This is a genomic window from Streptococcus sp. (assembly GCF_030825805.1).
Classification (GTDB): Bacteria; Bacillota; Bacilli; order Lactobacillales; family Streptococcaceae; genus Streptococcus.
This window is the reverse complement of the sequence record NZ_JAPJPF010000047.1, coordinates 1-15,437: the sequence shown is the minus strand read 5'-3', so window position 1 is coordinate 15,437 and position 15,437 is coordinate 1. Positions and strand designations below refer to the sequence as shown.

17 protein-coding genes and 1 tRNA gene are annotated in these 15,437 nt (G+C 41.8%); 8 read left to right on the top strand and 10 right to left on the bottom strand.

Translation table 11 applies throughout. The annotated features are described in order from the left end of the window. The first annotated feature begins 17 nt into the window (after positions 1 to 17). Positions 18 to 365 carry a thiol reductase thioredoxin gene (locus RCH62_RS07475; protein WP_048715945.1) on the top strand — a complete coding sequence of 116 codons (348 nt, stop codon included), beginning with the start codon at positions 18 to 20 and terminating at the stop codon, positions 363 to 365. 27 nt (positions 366 to 392) lie between these two features. Here the strand turns inward: RCH62_RS07475 and mutY are convergent, their stop codons facing one another. The 5 genes from mutY to RCH62_RS07450 form a co-directional block, all read right to left on the bottom strand. After that, complete coding sequence (mutY, locus tag RCH62_RS07470; protein ID WP_048715943.1) at positions 393 to 1,547, bottom strand: A/G-specific adenine glycosylase; 1,155 nt, start codon at positions 1,545 to 1,547, stop codon at positions 393 to 395. A gap of 91 nt (positions 1,548 to 1,638) precedes the next feature. Then, complete coding sequence (gene pta, locus RCH62_RS07465; protein WP_023023173.1) at positions 1,639 to 2,613, bottom strand: phosphate acetyltransferase; 975 nt, start codon at positions 2,611 to 2,613, stop codon at positions 1,639 to 1,641. A 21-nt stretch (positions 2,614 to 2,634) separates the two neighbouring features. Then, positions 2,635 to 3,525 carry an RluA family pseudouridine synthase gene (locus tag RCH62_RS07460; protein ID WP_048715941.1) on the bottom strand — a complete coding sequence of 297 codons (891 nt, stop codon included), beginning with the start codon at positions 3,523 to 3,525 and terminating at the stop codon, positions 2,635 to 2,637. Next, complete coding sequence (locus tag RCH62_RS07455) at positions 3,522 to 4,340, bottom strand: NAD kinase (protein ID WP_281281320.1); 819 nt, start codon at positions 4,338 to 4,340, stop codon at positions 3,522 to 3,524. The genes RCH62_RS07460 and RCH62_RS07455 overlap by 4 nt, the downstream gene beginning before the upstream one ends. After that, positions 4,324 to 4,995, bottom strand: coding sequence for a GTP pyrophosphokinase family protein (locus RCH62_RS07450; protein WP_048690012.1), 672 nt, complete (start codon positions 4,993 to 4,995; stop codon positions 4,324 to 4,326). The genes RCH62_RS07455 and RCH62_RS07450 overlap by 17 nt, the downstream gene beginning before the upstream one ends. A gap of 95 nt (positions 4,996 to 5,090) precedes the next feature. Here RCH62_RS07450 and RCH62_RS07445 point away from each other — a divergent pair, with 95 nt between their 5' ends. The 6 genes from RCH62_RS07445 to RCH62_RS07420 all read left to right on the top strand — a co-directional run bounded on the left by RCH62_RS07445 (position 5,091) and on the right by RCH62_RS07420 (position 9,123). Next, positions 5,091 to 5,657, top strand: coding sequence for a CYTH domain-containing protein (locus tag RCH62_RS07445; protein WP_306474935.1), 567 nt, complete (start codon positions 5,091 to 5,093; stop codon positions 5,655 to 5,657). A gap of 62 nt (positions 5,658 to 5,719) precedes the next feature. Further along, positions 5,720 to 6,676 (top strand): ribose-phosphate diphosphokinase, encoded by a 957-nt coding sequence (locus RCH62_RS07440; RefSeq protein WP_048715937.1) that lies wholly within the window; start codon positions 5,720 to 5,722, stop codon positions 6,674 to 6,676. A 9-nt stretch (positions 6,677 to 6,685) separates the two neighbouring features. After that, entirely contained in the window at positions 6,686 to 7,813 is a 1,128-nt protein-coding gene (locus RCH62_RS07435) for a cysteine desulfurase family protein (RefSeq protein ID WP_195611006.1), read from the top strand. Further along, positions 7,803 to 8,150: a DUF1831 domain-containing protein gene (locus RCH62_RS07430; RefSeq protein WP_129822080.1), complete on the top strand. Its 348-nt coding sequence runs from the start codon at positions 7,803 to 7,805 to the stop codon at positions 8,148 to 8,150. Before RCH62_RS07435 ends, RCH62_RS07430 begins: the two co-directional genes overlap by 11 nt. After that, complete coding sequence (locus RCH62_RS07425) at positions 8,150 to 8,386, top strand: DUF4649 family protein (protein WP_048715932.1); 237 nt, start codon at positions 8,150 to 8,152, stop codon at positions 8,384 to 8,386. Before RCH62_RS07430 ends, RCH62_RS07425 begins: the two co-directional genes overlap by 1 nt. A gap of 92 nt (positions 8,387 to 8,478) precedes the next feature. Beyond that, positions 8,479 to 9,123, top strand: a complete 645-nt coding sequence (locus RCH62_RS07420) for a redox-sensing transcriptional repressor Rex (RefSeq protein ID WP_154852809.1) — start codon at positions 8,479 to 8,481, stop codon at positions 9,121 to 9,123. A 188-nt stretch (positions 9,124 to 9,311) separates the two neighbouring features. Here the strand turns inward: RCH62_RS07420 and radC are convergent, their stop codons facing one another. The 4 genes from radC to gyrA all read right to left on the bottom strand — a co-directional run bounded on the left by radC (position 9,312) and on the right by gyrA (position 14,029). Beyond that, a complete protein-coding gene (gene radC / locus RCH62_RS07415; protein ID WP_048715930.1) occupies positions 9,312 to 9,995 on the bottom strand; it encodes a DNA repair protein RadC in 684 nt (227 codons plus the stop codon). A 60-nt stretch (positions 9,996 to 10,055) separates the two neighbouring features. Further along, positions 10,056 to 10,334: a hypothetical protein gene (locus tag RCH62_RS07410; protein ID WP_048715928.1), complete on the bottom strand. Its 279-nt coding sequence runs from the start codon at positions 10,332 to 10,334 to the stop codon at positions 10,056 to 10,058. A gap of 477 nt (positions 10,335 to 10,811) precedes the next feature. Next, the gene (locus RCH62_RS07405) at positions 10,812 to 11,558 is read right to left on the bottom strand and encodes a class A sortase (RefSeq protein ID WP_048715926.1); all 747 of its coding nucleotides are present in this window, start codon (positions 11,556 to 11,558) and stop codon (positions 10,812 to 10,814) included. Between the two features lie 8 nt (positions 11,559 to 11,566). Next, positions 11,567 to 14,029, bottom strand: a complete 2,463-nt coding sequence (gyrA, locus tag RCH62_RS07400) for a DNA gyrase subunit A (protein WP_306474934.1) — start codon at positions 14,027 to 14,029, stop codon at positions 11,567 to 11,569. Positions 14,030 to 14,223: 194 nt separating this feature from the next. On the opposite strand from gyrA, the gene RCH62_RS07395 reads away from it, so the two are divergent. Continuing rightward, positions 14,224 to 15,210, top strand: coding sequence for an L-lactate dehydrogenase (locus RCH62_RS07395; protein WP_006596417.1), 987 nt, complete (start codon positions 14,224 to 14,226; stop codon positions 15,208 to 15,210). Positions 15,211 to 15,360: 150 nt separating this feature from the next. Here RCH62_RS07395 and RCH62_RS07390 read toward each other — a convergent pair. Further along, positions 15,361 to 15,432 (bottom strand) — tRNA-Arg (locus RCH62_RS07390). Positions 15,433 to 15,437 lie beyond the last annotated feature (5 nt).

The following is a 15,437-nucleotide window of genomic DNA, read 5'->3' as shown; positions in this document are numbered from 1 at the left end:
GAAAGCGAGGTAATCTCATGGAACAATTTTTAGAAGATATTAAAGATCTTGAAGTAACCACTGTTGCGCGTGCGCAAGAAGCCATCGACCAAAAAGAAACAGCAACCTTCTTTATTGGACGCAAGACTTGCCCATATTGCCGAAAGTTCGCTGCTAAATTAGCAACTGTAGTAGCCGAAACTAAAGCTCATATCTACTTCATTAATAGTGAAGAACCAAGTCAACTGGATGCTTTGCAAGTCTTCCGCTCTACCTATGGCATTCCAACTGTTCCTGGATTTTTACATGTCGAAGCCGGTGAAGTTACCGTTCGCTGCGACTCATCCATGTCAGAAGAAGAAATCAAAGCATTCGCTCATCTATAAAAAAAATAGCTAGAGATTATTCTCTAGCTATTTTTCATTTTCTGTAAAAGTCGTCCAAATCTTCTGCTGGGGTTTGGCAAAAGGAAAGGCCGAAAATTCTTCCGGTTTTAACCAAATAGTTGATTCACTGGTTGCTTGTTCTCCTTCTTTTACCAATCCGTACCGAAGTTGAACCTGCCACTTGCGGTGCGAAAAGACATGCTGGACCATGGGATAAGTTCTCTCTTGCCAATCAATGACTAAGTCATAGTCCTGTTCAAAGGAGAGAATCTCTAGATTGCTCTCTGCTTGTTCCTTCTCATCCAGTAGAGACAATTGGCCCAGGTTCTCAGATAGACTATCCACTTCAATCAAGGGAAAATGCCAGAAGCCTGACAAGAGTCCCTCTCGCTCATTTTTTTCCAGCAGGTAGCGCTCTTGACTATCCTTTATAATAAAGGCTGTTAAATAAACGGGTACTGGTTTCTTCTTTGGAGCCTTGATGGGATAGCGATCCATGGTCCCATGCTGATAGGCCGCGCTAAACTCTTTTACAGGACTCTCTTCGGGCCGTGGATTGACTGGTGATTCAATATCTGAGCCCAGATCCATCAAAGCCTGATTGAAATCACCCGGACGCTCTGGATCGATCAAGACTTCCATCATGGCTTGAAAAATCTTACGATTAGTCGGAACTCCGATATCGTAGTCAACCTCAAACAAACGAGCTAAAACCCGCATGACATTGCCATCCACTGCTGGCTCTGGCAAGCCAAAAGCAATACTGGCAATGGCACCAGCTGTATAAGGTCCAATTCCCTTGAGTTTAGAGATAGCCTCATAGCTTGATGGGAAAACACCCCCATGGTCCTCCATGATTTGCTGGGCAGCTTTCTGCATGTTGCGGACCCTCGAGTAATAGCCCAAGCCCTCCCAAGCTTTTAAGAGCTTTTCTTCAGGGGCTTGAGCTAAATCCGCAATGGTCGGAAACCAATCCAAAAAACGCTCATAATAAGGAATAACCGTATCGACACGTGTCTGCTGGAGCATAATCTCTGAAATCCATATTTTATAAGGATCCTGCGTCCGTCTCCAGGGGAGATCCCGTTTATTGGCATCATACCAGGCTAATAACTTTTCTCGGAAAGAGGCAATTTTTTCCTCCTCCCACATGATAATCCCGTAATCTTTTAAATCCATCATATTCCTAGTATACCATAGAATGACTTCTACTTTAGAGATTCTGACTCTACCATAAAAAGGCCTAGGAAATCCCTAAGCCTTTCAATCATTCTTATTGTTCCACAGCTTGAGCTGCTGTGATCAAGGTCAATTTGTAAACGTCATCTGCATTACATCCGCGAGAAAGGTCGTTAACTGGTTTGTTCAACCCTTGCAAAACTGGTCCTACTGCAGCAAAGCCACCGAGACGTTCTGCCATCTTGTACCCAATGTTACCAGCCTCAATACCTGGGAAGATAAAGACATTAGCTTGTCCTGCCACCTTGCTTCCTGGAGCTTTCAATGCTGCTGTTTCTGGTACAAAGGCAGCGTCAAATTGCAATTCCCCATCAATTTCAAGGTCTGGACGAAGTTCATGAGCGATTTTTGTTGCTTCCACAACTTTATCAACACTTTCACCGAAACCAGAACCTTTGGTTGAATAGCTCAACATGGCGATTTTCGGATCGATGCCAAACATCTTGGCTGTGATAGCAGAGTTGATGGCAATTTCAGCCAAACCTTCAGCATCTGGATTGATGTTAATCGCACAGTCTCCAAACAAGTAACGTTCAGAACCACGAACCATGAGGAAGGCACCTGAAGTGCGTTTGACATTTGGACGAGTTTTGATAATTTGAAGGGCTGGACGAACAGTTGCAGCTGTTGAGTGAATCGCACCTGAAACCATACCATCAACGATTCCCAGATGTACCAACATAACACCAAAGTAGTTGACATCGTCTTGCAAAATTTGACGTGCTTCTTCTTCTGTCATTTTACCCTTCCGACGTTCTACCAAGGAAGCTACCATCTCATCAAAGCCTGCGTAAGAATGCGGGTCGATAACTTCGTATCCTTCCAAAACTCCTTCAATTTCAAGGTAAATACGAATCTTATCTGGATTACCAAGCAAGACAGGTGTAACGTCTGTTTCTTTTACAATCCGTTTTGCTGCTTGCAGAATACGAGGCTCTTCCCCTTCTGGTAACACAATACGAGCATTCTTACCAACGAGGTTGGTTTTGAGGCTTTCAAAAACTTCCATGAGTTTCTCCTTTGAAAAAAATTAAATATTTGATAACTGTTTTAAGACTCGGCTAAAATCATCTGGCAGAGAGCTTTCAATTCGGAGCTCCTCTTCCAAAAAAGGATGATAAAAAGCCAAGGAATGGCAATGCAAGGCTTGTCGAAGAATCCCATCTTCTAACGAACCTCCATAGAGATCATCTCCCAAAAGTGGAAAACCAATATGAGAAAAATGAACGCGAATCTGATGGGTCCGGCCTGTATGCAACTGGATATCCACCAGATGAATATCACCAAAAGACTGGACAACTTGGTAGCTGGTATGAGCATACTTGCCACCTTTTGCTACCTTTCGGGTAATAATGGAGTCTTCATCACGCGCAATGGGGGCTATGATATCCCCCTTGCTTTCCAACTTACCCTTGCCCTTTACCAATGCAAAGTAACGTTTTTGAATCGTCTTAGCCTGAAGTTGCTTATCCAAGCGAGCATGGGCATAGCCATGTTTGGCAAAAAGCATGATCCCACTGGTATCCTTGTCTAAACGGGTGACAATATGAACGAGCTGATTTTCATACTGATTGCGAACATAGTAACCCTTGACAAAGTTCGCAATGGTGTTGGAATGAAGGGAGCTAGGAATGGATGCCACTCCTGCTGGTTTGTTGATAACCAAGAAATGATCGTCTTCGTACAAGATTTCCAAATCACGATCAATGGCCTCCAAAGCTTCATAACCTTCCTCAGAGGGAATATCAATCGTTACCTTATCTCCGATATCCAGAAGATAAATGGCATTTTGTTCAACGCCATTGACTAAAATCTGGCCTCCAGAAAACTTGATCTTGGCCAATAAGCCTTTTGAAACCTGATGTTTCTTCAGAAAGGTTTTAACCTTGACATGTTCATCTGCAATAAACTCGAACCTCATTCGTCAATATCTCCGATAAAGGCATCCTTGACCCGATTCCAGAAACTGGTATGGCTTGGGCTCGCTACGAAATTGATCTTGTGGTTATCAATCTGGTACTCGATATGGGCGATATTTCGATAGGAATAGGTTGAATTATCAACAGAGAGAATGTGAAAACCTGGCCGGCTAGGAGTGATTTCAATCTTATCTTTTTTGGGAACAATAATCGATGACCCCAAAGTTCGATAGACACGATTATTCAGACTAGCGATTTCAGCAATCTGAAGCGCTTCGATCGTCGGGTGAAGAACAGCTCCTCCCAAAGATTTGTTATAAGCTGTGCTACCTGTAGGGGTCGAAACCGTAATGCCATCCCCTCTGAATCGCTCAAAATGAACGCCATTGATGGTTAAATCAGCCACCATGGTTCGATCGCTGCGTTTGATTGTCGCTTCGTTAAGAGCTCGCATAATCTTCGTATCCCCATTATCAAAGGTCACTTTGACATTAAGGATTGGGTAAGATACCTTGGCACCTGTATCGAACTTGAGATTTTCTACCAACTTGTCAATCTCATCATCTAAATAGTCCGTATAAAATCCAAGATGACCCGTATGCACTCCAACAAAACGAACCCGATCTAATTGACTCTCGTACTTATGAAAAGCCGAGAGCAACATACCATCCCCACCGATAGAGATCACGATATCCGGATGCTTCTCAGTTAAGATAAAATTATTCTTTTTTAATTTATAACGAAGTTGTTGAAAAACCTCTTCGCTCTGGCGTTTTCGATTCCGAATAATCGAAACCTTTTTACCTGTAGTCCTCATCTGTATCATCACTATTTCCGACGCCATCGTTTAATTTACGATGCATTGGATCAAAAAGAGCTTGCGCCTCCTGAATGGCATCACGAATGGCACCCATTTCCTCATCGAGTTGATAAGCCAAATTCGCGGTGACTTCAAGACGCTTCTTAATCTCGTCCGGAAAATCTCCTTTATATTTGTAATTTAATGAGTGTTCAATGGTGGCCCAGAAATTCATAGACAAAGTACGAATCTGAATCTCTGCCAAAATCGTTTCATAGCCATTAATGGTATCTACTGGATACTCTACCACTACATGATAGCTTCGATACCCACTTGATTTCTTGTGACGAATATAGTCTCGTTCTTGAACCACGCGCATATCCTGACGCTTCCGCAAGACTTCTAGGACTTCGTCTACGTCATCTACAAATTGAACCATGATCCTCAGACCAGCAATATCTTGCATATCTTGAGCCAGGTTCTCTTCAGATATACTTCTGCGTTCCATCTTTTCGAGAATACTCTCAATCGGCTTCACACGACCGGTCACAAACTCGATTGGGGAATGCTTTTGTTGTTTGCGATACTGCTTTCTTATCCCACGAAGTTTAATCTTCAACTCCCCAACTGCTTGGATATAGGGATCTAAAAAATTTTCCCAATCAATCGCCATTGAATCACCTTGTCATCTCAAAGTTTTTTGTATAAAATAAACACATCTATTATTATATCATAAAGAGCTTGCAAACGAAAGAAAAGGACGTAGCTATGAATCATTTAGAAATTGAATTTAAAACCTTACTAACCAAAGAAGAGTACCATTCTCTAGAAGACTTTTTCAAGGACCAACCTCCTATCCGACAAACCAATCACTATATTGACACGCCCGACCAAGCTATCCGGAATCATCGGATGGCCTTGCGAATTCGTACCTTAGCTGATCGAGCTGAGCTAACCCTTAAAGTACCGCAAGATGCGGGACATTTTGAATACAATCAAGCCCTTACTTTTGAACAAGTAGAAGCCTTTCTCTCCAAGAAGAAACTCCCTCAAGGTGAGATTGCCAGCTTTCTCACTGATTTAGACATTCCTCTAACTTCCTTAGATGTCTGGGGAAGTCTAGAAACAGAGAGACGGGAGAAAAGAATCCCTAAAGGATTATTAGCTTTTGACCGTAGTCGCTATAACTCTATCGAGGACTATGAGTTGGAGATGGAGGTAGATGACGCCTCAGATGAAACTTATTTTCACGAATTTCTCAAGGAAAAACAAATTGAATACAAGCCAGCAAAAAGTAAAGTAGCAAGATTGGCTCAAAGTTTGCTAAATAGCTGAAATTACTGAATTTTTTTGCTAAAATAAGTCTAGACAAAAATATCTAAATGAGGATCAAACACATGTCAGAAAAAAACAATATGAAGCTCTTCGCACTCAACTCCAACCAAGAAATTGCACAAAAAATTTCAGAAGTTGCTGGCATCCCACTCGGAAAGCTTTCTTCACGTCAATTCTCAGATGGTGAAATCCAAATTAATATCGAAGAAAGTGTGCGTGGATATGATATTTACATCATCCAATCTACTAGCTACCCTGTTAACAATCACTTGATGGAATTGTTAATCATGGTAGATGCTTGCCAACGAGCAAGTGCCCATACCGTTAACGTGGTCCTTCCATACTTTGGGTATGCTCGTCAAGACCGCACTGCTGCTCCTCGCGAACCAATTACAGCAAAATTGGTTGCCAACATGCTTGTCAAGGCAGGGGTAGACCGTGTTGTAACCCTTGATCTTCATGCGGTTCAAGTACAAGGCTTCTTCGATATCCCAGTAGACAACTTGTTCACGATTCCTCTATTTGCTGATCACTATATCAAACAAGGTTTAACCGGTTCAGATGTAGTGGTTGTCAGCCCTAAAAATTCTGGAGTGAAACGCGCCCGCAATCTTGCAGAATATCTAGATGCTCCAATTGCTATCATCGATTACGCCCAAGACGATTCCAGCCGTGACGAGGGCTACATCATCGGGGATGTTAAAGGTAAAAAAGCAATCCTAATCGATGATATTTTGAATACAGGAAAAACCTTCTCTGAGGCTGCAAAAATTGTCCAACGCGACGGCGCTACTGAGATTTATGCTGTTTCTAGTCACGGACTTTTCGTTAAGGGAGCTGCGGAATTACTAGACCAAGCACCGATTAAAGAAATTTTAGTTACAGACTCTGTAGCAACCAAAGAGCAAAAACCCCAAAATGTAAAATACATTACTGCAAGCGAATTGATTGGAGATGCCCTTGTACGTATCCAAGAGCGTAAACCAGTTAGTCCACTCTTTGCATACCACAAGAAATAAGGTGATGTCGTGATTTATTTTGACAATGCGGCAACCACTCCCCTAAGCCCAGGAGTAATCAAGGTGATGACAGAAACGATGGAAACCAGTTTCGGAAATCCCTCTAGTCTCCACTCCCACGGTCGCCAAGCGAAAAAGATTCTTAGAGACGCTAGGGAATGCGTTGCAACTTGTTTAAAGACCTCTAGTCAACAGATTATCTTCACATCTGGCGGGACCGAAAGCAATAACACTGTTATAAAGGGCTACTGTCTCAAACATAGACAGCAAGGGAAGCATATTATTACCACGGCTATTGAGCACCATGCCGTTCTAGAACCGATTGAGTACCTGGTTCAAGAATATGGATTTGAAGTAACCATCATTCAACCGGTCGATCAAAAAATTCGACCTGAAGATATTCGAGCTGCACTTCGTCCCGATACTATTTTAGTATCCACCATGTATGCCAACAACGAAACAGGCGATCTCTTACCCATCAAGGACATTTCTGACCTTTTAAAAGACCATCCTGCTGCTTTTCATGTCGATGCCGTTCAAGCCGTTGGTAAACTTGCTGTAGCCCCTGAAGAGCTGGGAATTGACTTTTTAACCGCATCCGCTCATAAATTTCATGGGCCTAAAGGCGTCGGCATCCTCTATGCTAGAAAGCCTGACTTTTTCAATCTCTTACACGGGGGTGACCAAGAAGACAAGCGTCGAGCTAGTACAGAGAACTTGATTTCAATTGCTGGAATGGCTCAAGCCCTCAAAGAAGCAACTGATCAGCTAGACGCAAATTATCAGTACATTCAGAGCTTATCTGAACGTATCCTAACAGGCCTAGAAGATTTAGATTTCTATCTGAATAGCACAGACTCCAAACTTCCTCATGTCTTAAACATCGGCTTCCCCGGTATCAGCAATGATATCTTACTGCTTCGTTTAGATATGGCGGGAATTTCAGTCTCAACTGGCTCTGCTTGTACTGCGGGGACTGTTCAGCCAAGTCATGTCCTTGCAGCTTATTATGGCGAAGATTCACCTCGCATGAAGGAATCTATTCGCATTAGTTTATCCGAATTCAATACGACTGCTGAAGTCGATACTTTTATAACAACTATTCACAAAATTTTAGGAGAATTACATGGCATTTGAAACATCTGTCTCATTACCAAACTGCGATTACACATACGCAATCCATCCAAATATTAAAAAATATACCCTACGCGACAATACCTTTGCACAAACAAAGGTTGGAAACTACGAATTAAATCGTTTGTTAGAAGCTATTCCAAATAGTGGAGATGGCTTTAAGTTAAAAATTATCATCAATAAGGATTTAACAGGATTTAAAATTAACATTACTGACAAGTCAGGCCTTCGTTTGGTAAATATTTTTAAAAACCCAGAAAACAAGATTATCCAACAAAAATTCTACTTCCTCATGGACAGTTTAGTTGAACGTGAAATCTTTGAAAGGATTGAAAACTAATGACCAATGGTCCTGTAGTCCTCACCTATTTGGATGCATACCAAAAAGAACGTCAGGTTAGCTACGATAACATCGATCACTGTCTATTAGCCTTCTCAGGCTGTGTGACCATTCCAGATTCCTATCAGGTTGTTTCTGTTACCTACAAGGAGCATACCTTACCTTTCACTGGAAAAATCGGTGACTTTTATCGCTATCTGATTCAGTTCGATCAGAGTTTAAGAAATTCCAATTAACAAAGAAAACACCATTTTGGTGTTTTTTTAGTAGAAGATAGTTGCTTTTTTCACAAACTTTTTATAAAATAGATTTGAAAGGTTGTGATATTGTGAAACAAGATAAGACTAATCCAATTCCTCGTGCTACTGCCAAACGACTCTCCTTGTATTACCGCATTTTTAAACGCTTTAATGCAGAGAAAATCGAGCGAGCAAATTCAAAACAGATTGCTGAAGCCATCGGGATTGATTCCGCAACTGTTCGTCGAGACTTCTCCTACTTTGGAGAGCTTGGACGACGTGGTTTTGGTTATGATGTCAAAAAGTTAATGAACTTCTTTGCCGATCTCTTGAATGATAACTCCATCACCAATGTTGCTATCGTCGGGATTGGAAATATGGGGAGTGCCCTTCTTCACTATCGCTTCCATGAGCGAAATAAAATGAAAATTGTCATGGCATTTGATACGGATGATCATGAGTTAGTCGGCACTAAAAGTAAAGATGGTATTCCGATTCACGGCATCTCCTCACTAAAAGAAAAACTTGAGGGAAAAGAGATTCAAACAGCTATTTTAACCGTTCCAAGTGTAAAATCTCAAGAAGTTGCAGATTTACTAGTTGAAGCTGGTATCAAGGGAATCCTTAGCTTTTCTCCAGTCCACTTAACAGTTCCAAAAGATGTGGTAGTCCAATATGTCGACCTAACCAGTGAACTGCAAACCCTTCTCTACTTTATGCGCAAGAATTCATGATAAGCAAAGAGGCTGGGACAAAAGTCCTAGCCTCTCAATTGTCTTTGGATTATTGAGCAAGACGCAGTGGTTGAGTGGGCTCTACTACGCTGATTTTATCAGCTTTTACAGCCCTACTCAACTGTGCGGAGGTGGGACGACGAAATCGAATTCTAACGAATTACCGATTTCTGTCCCACTCTCTTTTTCTATACCAATAAATCTGTTTCTTCCCGATAGCTATAATAATCATCAGTTGAGACAATCAGATGGTCCAGAAAAACAATTCCTAGACAATTGCAGGCTTCAATCATTTGTTGGGTGACACCATCATCATTCTTGCTAGGATGAATGATACCGGACGGGTGGTTGTGAACCAAGATTATGGATGTCGCCATATGCTTGATGGCATAGTGCAAGATTTCCCTCGGTTCTGCAATGCTACGATTGACTGTTCCGATAAAGATCACTTGCTGATGGATAATTTGATTTTGGGTATTCAGATACAGGGCCAATAAATGTTCCTGTTTCTCATGGCCTATTTTTTGTTGCATCATTTTTGCCAGCTTCTGACTACTCATGATTTGTTCCGTTTCAATCACTTCCGAAGTCTGTATTCGTTTCCCTAGTTCAATAGCAGCTAACAGCTCAATGGCTTTAACTTTCCCAATTCCTGGAACTTCCTGTAACTCCTGAAAACTCATACTAGCCAGTTCTTTTAAACTCTTTAGTGAGCCCAGCAGGTCCTGAGCGATCTCGTAGACTGGTTTATTTTTGTTCCCCGTCCGTAATAAGATGGACAGCAATTCTTGATGACTGAGCTTATCAGGTCCTTCTGTTAGCAAACGTTCTCTAGGTAAGAGACCTGATTCTTGAAATACAATATGATACATAAAAAACCTCCTCAATTAATAATTCGCAATTGAGGAGGAAAAAGGACGATTCTGTATAAATTAAATTGGACAAACTACTTCTCTTAAGTTTTCAAGAATTCGAGTTTCTTCATTTGAGAAGTTAATTCTATAGCACTCTTGCACTTGTTCCAATGACGCAAGAAATTGACGAATTTCGTATCGAATTAAGTGTTCTTGATCATCAGGAAGGTTTTCAATGGTTTCGAAGACCTGTTCAACTTCGTAGATCCCCTTGGTAATGAGCCCTGTTTTGGGGAAATCATTGACCAGTAAGCCATAGAAGTTTCTTAACAAAGTATAGATATCTTCTGTGCGCATTCGGTTCCTCCAAGTTTCTTTCTATCACTCTTCTATTATAAAATAGAAAGCATGCAAAAATATGTCAGTCAGGTAACATTTTATGACTATCCTCTTACAAGTCGGCAGAAAATTAACAGAAAAAAAGGGGGCAAGGACCCCTTTTCAGATTAAAAAAAAAGTAATTTAAAAAACTTTCCTTAGGTGAGTACGGACGTCAGCGAACTTCGTAGAAGTTCCATGACTAATTATTGAGTCTCTTCGCTCTTTAATTTCTTGGCTCAGGCTAAAACAGTTCCCCAAACTGTTTTACTCTCAATAATTCCGAGTGCCTGAATTAACAGTGTTTCAGGAACTTTTCTCACAGCGGAAAGTTTTTCTTCTTCTTAAATGAGTAAAAATAAAAGTCATTTTTTGAAAATCATCCAGCTGTTTTATGTAAAATAACAATTTGTCTACATTCAAAAAAGAGGTCAAGGACCTCTCTTTTTAAGTTGATTATAATTGCATTTGATTATAAGATTTTGTGAAAGCTTCCAGTATATCTTTTGGTGCTTTTGAGTAATCTACTGAAGTTTCCAAAGTACCTTTTACAATCGTACGATAAGTTGCTGCGGCATCCTCACAGGTCACCAAGGTGATTTCATTAACCCCTTCACGATCTGCAATGACATCGACCCGATCTGGTGTAACTGTCTCAACAGAATTGATGACATAGGTATAGACCTTTTCCTTATCAGTGATATAGATTTTCATTCCAGCTTTGGCATGTTCTAATGGAGAAAAGAGCATTTCATTTGCCCCTGTCAAACCAAAGACATGGTGACTAGCCAAGGAGTAATTCCTTTCCCCCATAACCTGGTCCTCTTTCATGGTACCTGCCCCATAATAGAGTCCCACATTATCTAAGCCTTTAAAAATCGGAAGGTTCATCTTTAACTCAGGAATTGCTATCCCCCCAATAACAGGCAACTTCTGCGCCTGCCACTGGGCATTGATAACAGATTCTGTAGAAAGCGATTTGACTTCTTTAAAATCAAAGCTAGTCTTGGCATCTTTATTCTTATCGATGGTCTTTTTCGATACCTTGTTGACTTGATACTGATTGGTATGCCACACCATGATCATGTTCCGAATCGGAGCATTAAAGATCAAGGCAATAGACAAAAGGATTAGTAAGGTAGCAAAGATATTAATCAAGCGATTTCGTAAGCTTGTTTTCTTCTTTTTTCTTCTTGAAGCCATTATTTATCCTACCCTTCACTTTCAGTTTCTGTCTCTGACTCATCTTTTTCGTCAGCTTGAACAGTTGTAAAGGTTACGATTTGGGCATCTTGATCCAGACGCATCACTTTCACACCCATGGTCGAACGTCCAGTTTGAGAAATATTGGCGACGCTGGTACGAATCATGACACCTGTATTGGTGATAATCATCAAATCTTCATCTCCTTTGACAGTCATGAGACCGGCCAGAGGACCATTCTTATCAACCACATTAGCAGTTTTAATCCCTTTACCACCACGTCCTTTTGTTGGATACTCATCAGCACGCGTGCGTTTACCGTATCCCTTTTCAGTGATGATCAATACTTCATCTTGATCTGTAATGACGCTTGCACCGACCACTTGGTCACCTGGACGAAGGTTGACACCTCGTACCCCAGTTGCCGAACGGCCCATATTCCGTACGACAGACTCATTGAAGCGGACAGAATAACCAAATTTTGTCCCGATGATCACGTCTGTATTTCCGTCTGTGAGGAAGACGTTGATCAGCTCATCCTCATCTTTAAGGTTAAGAGCTTTCAAGCCATTTTGACGAATATTAGCAAACTCAGCTACACTGGTCCGTTTTACCAAACCTGAGCGGGTTGTAAAGAAGAGATAAGCGTCTTCACTACGATCCTGAGCGACGTTAATAATGGTCTGAATGGATTCTCCGTCATCTAACTTAAGCAAGTTGACAATTGGAAGTCCCTTAGCTGTACGGCCGTATTCAGGGATTTCATAGCCTTTCAGACGGTAAACCCGTCCCTTATTGGTAAAGAAGAGCAAACGATCATGGGTGCTGGTAGAAACCAATTCACGGACAAAGTCATCATCCTTGACCCCTGTACCTTGAACACCACGTCCCCCACGTTTTTGAGCAGTAAATTCATCTTGATCCAATCGTTTGATGTAACCCTTGTTAGAGAGAGTAATCAAAACATTGCTTTCTTCGATCAAATCTTCGTCTTCTAGTGATAGAACTTCTCCTACCATCAATTCTGTCCGACGTGGATCTCCAAACTTCCGTTTGACCTCGTCCAATTCTTCCTTGATAATCGCAACTACACGCTCTGGCTTGGCTAAAATATCAGCAAGATCAGCAATCAAAGCAACGAGATCATCGTATTCGCTTTGAATCTTGTCACGTTCCAAACCAGTCAAACGACGAAGACGCATATCCAAGATAGCTTGACTTTGACGCTCAGAAAGCTTGAACTTACTCATCAATTCTGCTTGTGCTTCTGCATCTGTCTGGCTATTACGGATGATTTTAATCACTTCATCGATGTGATCAAGAGCGATTAAGAGACCTTCCAAGATATGGGCACGAGCTTCCGCCTTCTCTTTATCAAAGATGGTCCGACGAGTCACCACTTCTTTTTGGTGCTCAATATAAGATCCTAAAATCTCACGAAGAGAGAGAATCTTAGGGACACCATTTTGGATGGCCAACATGTTGAAACCAAAGTTGGTTTGCATTTGGGTCATCTTGAAGAGGTTGTTTAAGATAACATTGGCTGAGGCATCGCGGCGCACTTCAATGACGAAACGAACCCCTTCCCGGTTAGACTCATCCCGAACTGCTGTAATCCCATCGATTCGTTTTTCTTGAACCAAACGAACGATATGCTCATGCACTTTGGTCTTGTTGACCATATAAGGAAATTCTGTAACGACAATGCGTTCACGCCCTGTCTTAGTCTCTTCAATTTCAGTCCGAGACCGTAAGACAATTGAGCCTTTTCCTGTTTCATAGGCCTTATGAATACCTGATTTGCCCATGACCAAGGCACCGGTAGGGAAATCTGGTCCAGGAAGCACCTCCATCAGCTCACGTGTGGTCACATCAGGATTGTCCATCATTAGCTTGACAGCATCAATAGACTCACCGAGGTTGTGTGGAGGGATATTTGTCGCCATCCCTACCGCAATCCCTGTCGCTCCATTGACTAACAAGTTAGGGAAGCGAGCTGGAAGAACGTTTGGTTCGCGTTCACTGGCATCATAGTTATCTGTGAAATCAACTGTATTCTTGTTGATATCACGGAGCATTTCAAGAGCAATCTTGCTCATGCGAGCTTCCGTATACCGTTGGGCTGCGGCTCCATCACCATCCATAGAACCAAAGTTCCCATGCCCATCTACAAGCATGTAACGATAGCTCCACCATTGAGCCATCCGAACCATAGCCTCATAAATTGAGGAGTCCCCGTGTGGATGGTATTTACCCATAACATCCCCAGTAATACGGGCAGATTTCTTATGTGGTTTATCTGGTGTAACCCCAAGTTCATTCATTCCATAAAGGATCCGACGATGAACTGGCTTTAAACCATCTCGCACCTCAGGAAGAGCCCGAGACACGATAACACTCATAGCGTAATCGATGAAACTGGTCTTCATTTCCGATGTTAAGTTAACATCAACTAAGTTATTATCCTGCATTAAAACAATGCCTCTCTTTAATTAATTCACTCTACTATTATAACATATTCTGCCTTATTTTTCTGGTTTCTAACACATTCATAAAAACGTTTACATAGGCAAAATGGTCGTAATTCCGTGACAAAAAAATGCAAAAGTGGTAGAATAAAACCGAATGGGGAAAGCCCCAAAAAAATGAAGGAGACGTTTAGAAAATGACTTTAACTAAACAACATAAAAAAGTTATCCTTGTTGGTGATGGTGCGGTAGGTTCATCTTACGCTTTTGCACTTGTTACTCAAGGAATCGCACAAGAACTTGGTATCATCGAAATCCCTCAATTATTTGAAAAAGCGGTTGGTGATGCAGAAGACCTTAGCCATGCCCTTGCCTTCACTTCACCTAAGAAGATCTATGCTGCTAAGTACGAAGACTGTGCGGATGCGGACTTAGTTGTTATTACAGCAGGCGCTCCTCAAAAACCAGGCGAAACTCGTCTTGACCTCGTTGGTAAAAACCTTGCCATCAACAAATCTATCGTTGAGCAAGTCGTTGCTTCAGGATTTAACGGTATCTTTCTTGTTGCTGCAAACCCAGTTGACGTCTTGACTTACTCTACTTGGAAGTTCTCAGGTTTCCCTAAAGAACGCGTTATCGGTTCTGGTACTTCTCTTGACTCAGCTCGCTTCCGTCAAGCACTTGCTGAAACTATTGGTGTTGATGCACGTTCGGTTCACGCCTACATCATGGGTGAACACGGTGACTCAGAGTTCGCTGTTTGGTCACATGCCAACGTTGCCGGTGTGAAATTGGAACAATGGTTGCAAGCAAACCGTGACTTGAACGAAGCTGACCTTGTAGATCTCTTCATCTCTGTACGTGATGCTGCATACTCAATCATCAACAAGAAAGGTGCTACTTACTACGGTATCGCCGTTGCCCTTGCTCGTATTACTCGTGCTATCCTTGATGATGAAAATGCTGTACTTCCACTTTCAGTCTTCCAAGAAGGACAATACGGAGTTGAGAACGTCTTTATCGGTCAACCAGCGATCGTTGGTGCACACGGTATCGTTCGTCCAGTAAACATCCCATTAAACGACGCTGAAACACAAAAAATGCAAGCATCTGCAAAAGAATTGCAAGCGATTATCGACGAAGCATGGAAGAACCCAGAATTCCAAGCAGCTTCTAAAAACTAAACAAATAATGAAACACCATGTCTTAGGACATGGTGTTTTCTTGATCTCATCGAAAAGGGCTCTGAGAGTCCGATACTGCTCTTAAAGATTCACAGGTATCTTTCCATCCAGATACAAAAAAAAGAGAGCCTCTCCGCTCTCCTATCCTTATCCACCCTGAGGGAATCGAACCCCCATCTCAAGAACCGGAATCTTACGTGATATCCATTACACTAAGGGTGGCAACT

Coding starts and splice junctions, on each gene's coding strand:
- RCH62_RS07475 (WP_048715945.1), top strand. CDS start 18: ATGGAACAATTTTTAGAAGATATTAAAGATCTTGAAGTAACCACTGTT.
- mutY (WP_048715943.1), bottom strand. CDS start 1,547: ATGATGGATTTAAAAGATTACGGGATTATCATGTGGGAGGAGGAAAAA.
- pta (WP_023023173.1), bottom strand. CDS start 2,613: ATGGAAGTTTTTGAAAGCCTCAAAACCAACCTCGTTGGTAAGAATGCT.
- RCH62_RS07460 (WP_048715941.1), bottom strand. CDS start 3,525: ATGAGGTTCGAGTTTATTGCAGATGAACATGTCAAGGTTAAAACCTTT.
- RCH62_RS07455 (WP_281281320.1), bottom strand. CDS start 4,340: ATGAGGACTACAGGTAAAAAGGTTTCGATTATTCGGAATCGAAAACGC.
- RCH62_RS07450 (WP_048690012.1), bottom strand. CDS start 4,995: ATGGCGATTGATTGGGAAAATTTTTTAGATCCCTATATCCAAGCAGTT.
- RCH62_RS07445 (WP_306474935.1), top strand. CDS start 5,091: ATGAATCATTTAGAAATTGAATTTAAAACCTTACTAACCAAAGAAGAG.
- RCH62_RS07440 (WP_048715937.1), top strand. CDS start 5,720: ATGTCAGAAAAAAACAATATGAAGCTCTTCGCACTCAACTCCAACCAA.
- RCH62_RS07430 (WP_129822080.1), top strand. CDS start 7,803: ATGGCATTTGAAACATCTGTCTCATTACCAAACTGCGATTACACATAC.
- RCH62_RS07425 (WP_048715932.1), top strand. CDS start 8,150: ATGACCAATGGTCCTGTAGTCCTCACCTATTTGGATGCATACCAAAAA.
- radC (WP_048715930.1), bottom strand. CDS start 9,995: ATGTATCATATTGTATTTCAAGAATCAGGTCTCTTACCTAGAGAACGT.
- RCH62_RS07410 (WP_048715928.1), bottom strand. CDS start 10,334: ATGCGCACAGAAGATATCTATACTTTGTTAAGAAACTTCTATGGCTTA.
- RCH62_RS07405 (WP_048715926.1), bottom strand. CDS start 11,558: ATGGCTTCAAGAAGAAAAAAGAAGAAAACAAGCTTACGAAATCGCTTG.
- gyrA (WP_306474934.1), bottom strand. CDS start 14,029: ATGCAGGATAATAACTTAGTTGATGTTAACTTAACATCGGAAATGAAG.
- RCH62_RS07395 (WP_006596417.1), top strand. CDS start 14,224: ATGACTTTAACTAAACAACATAAAAAAGTTATCCTTGTTGGTGATGGT.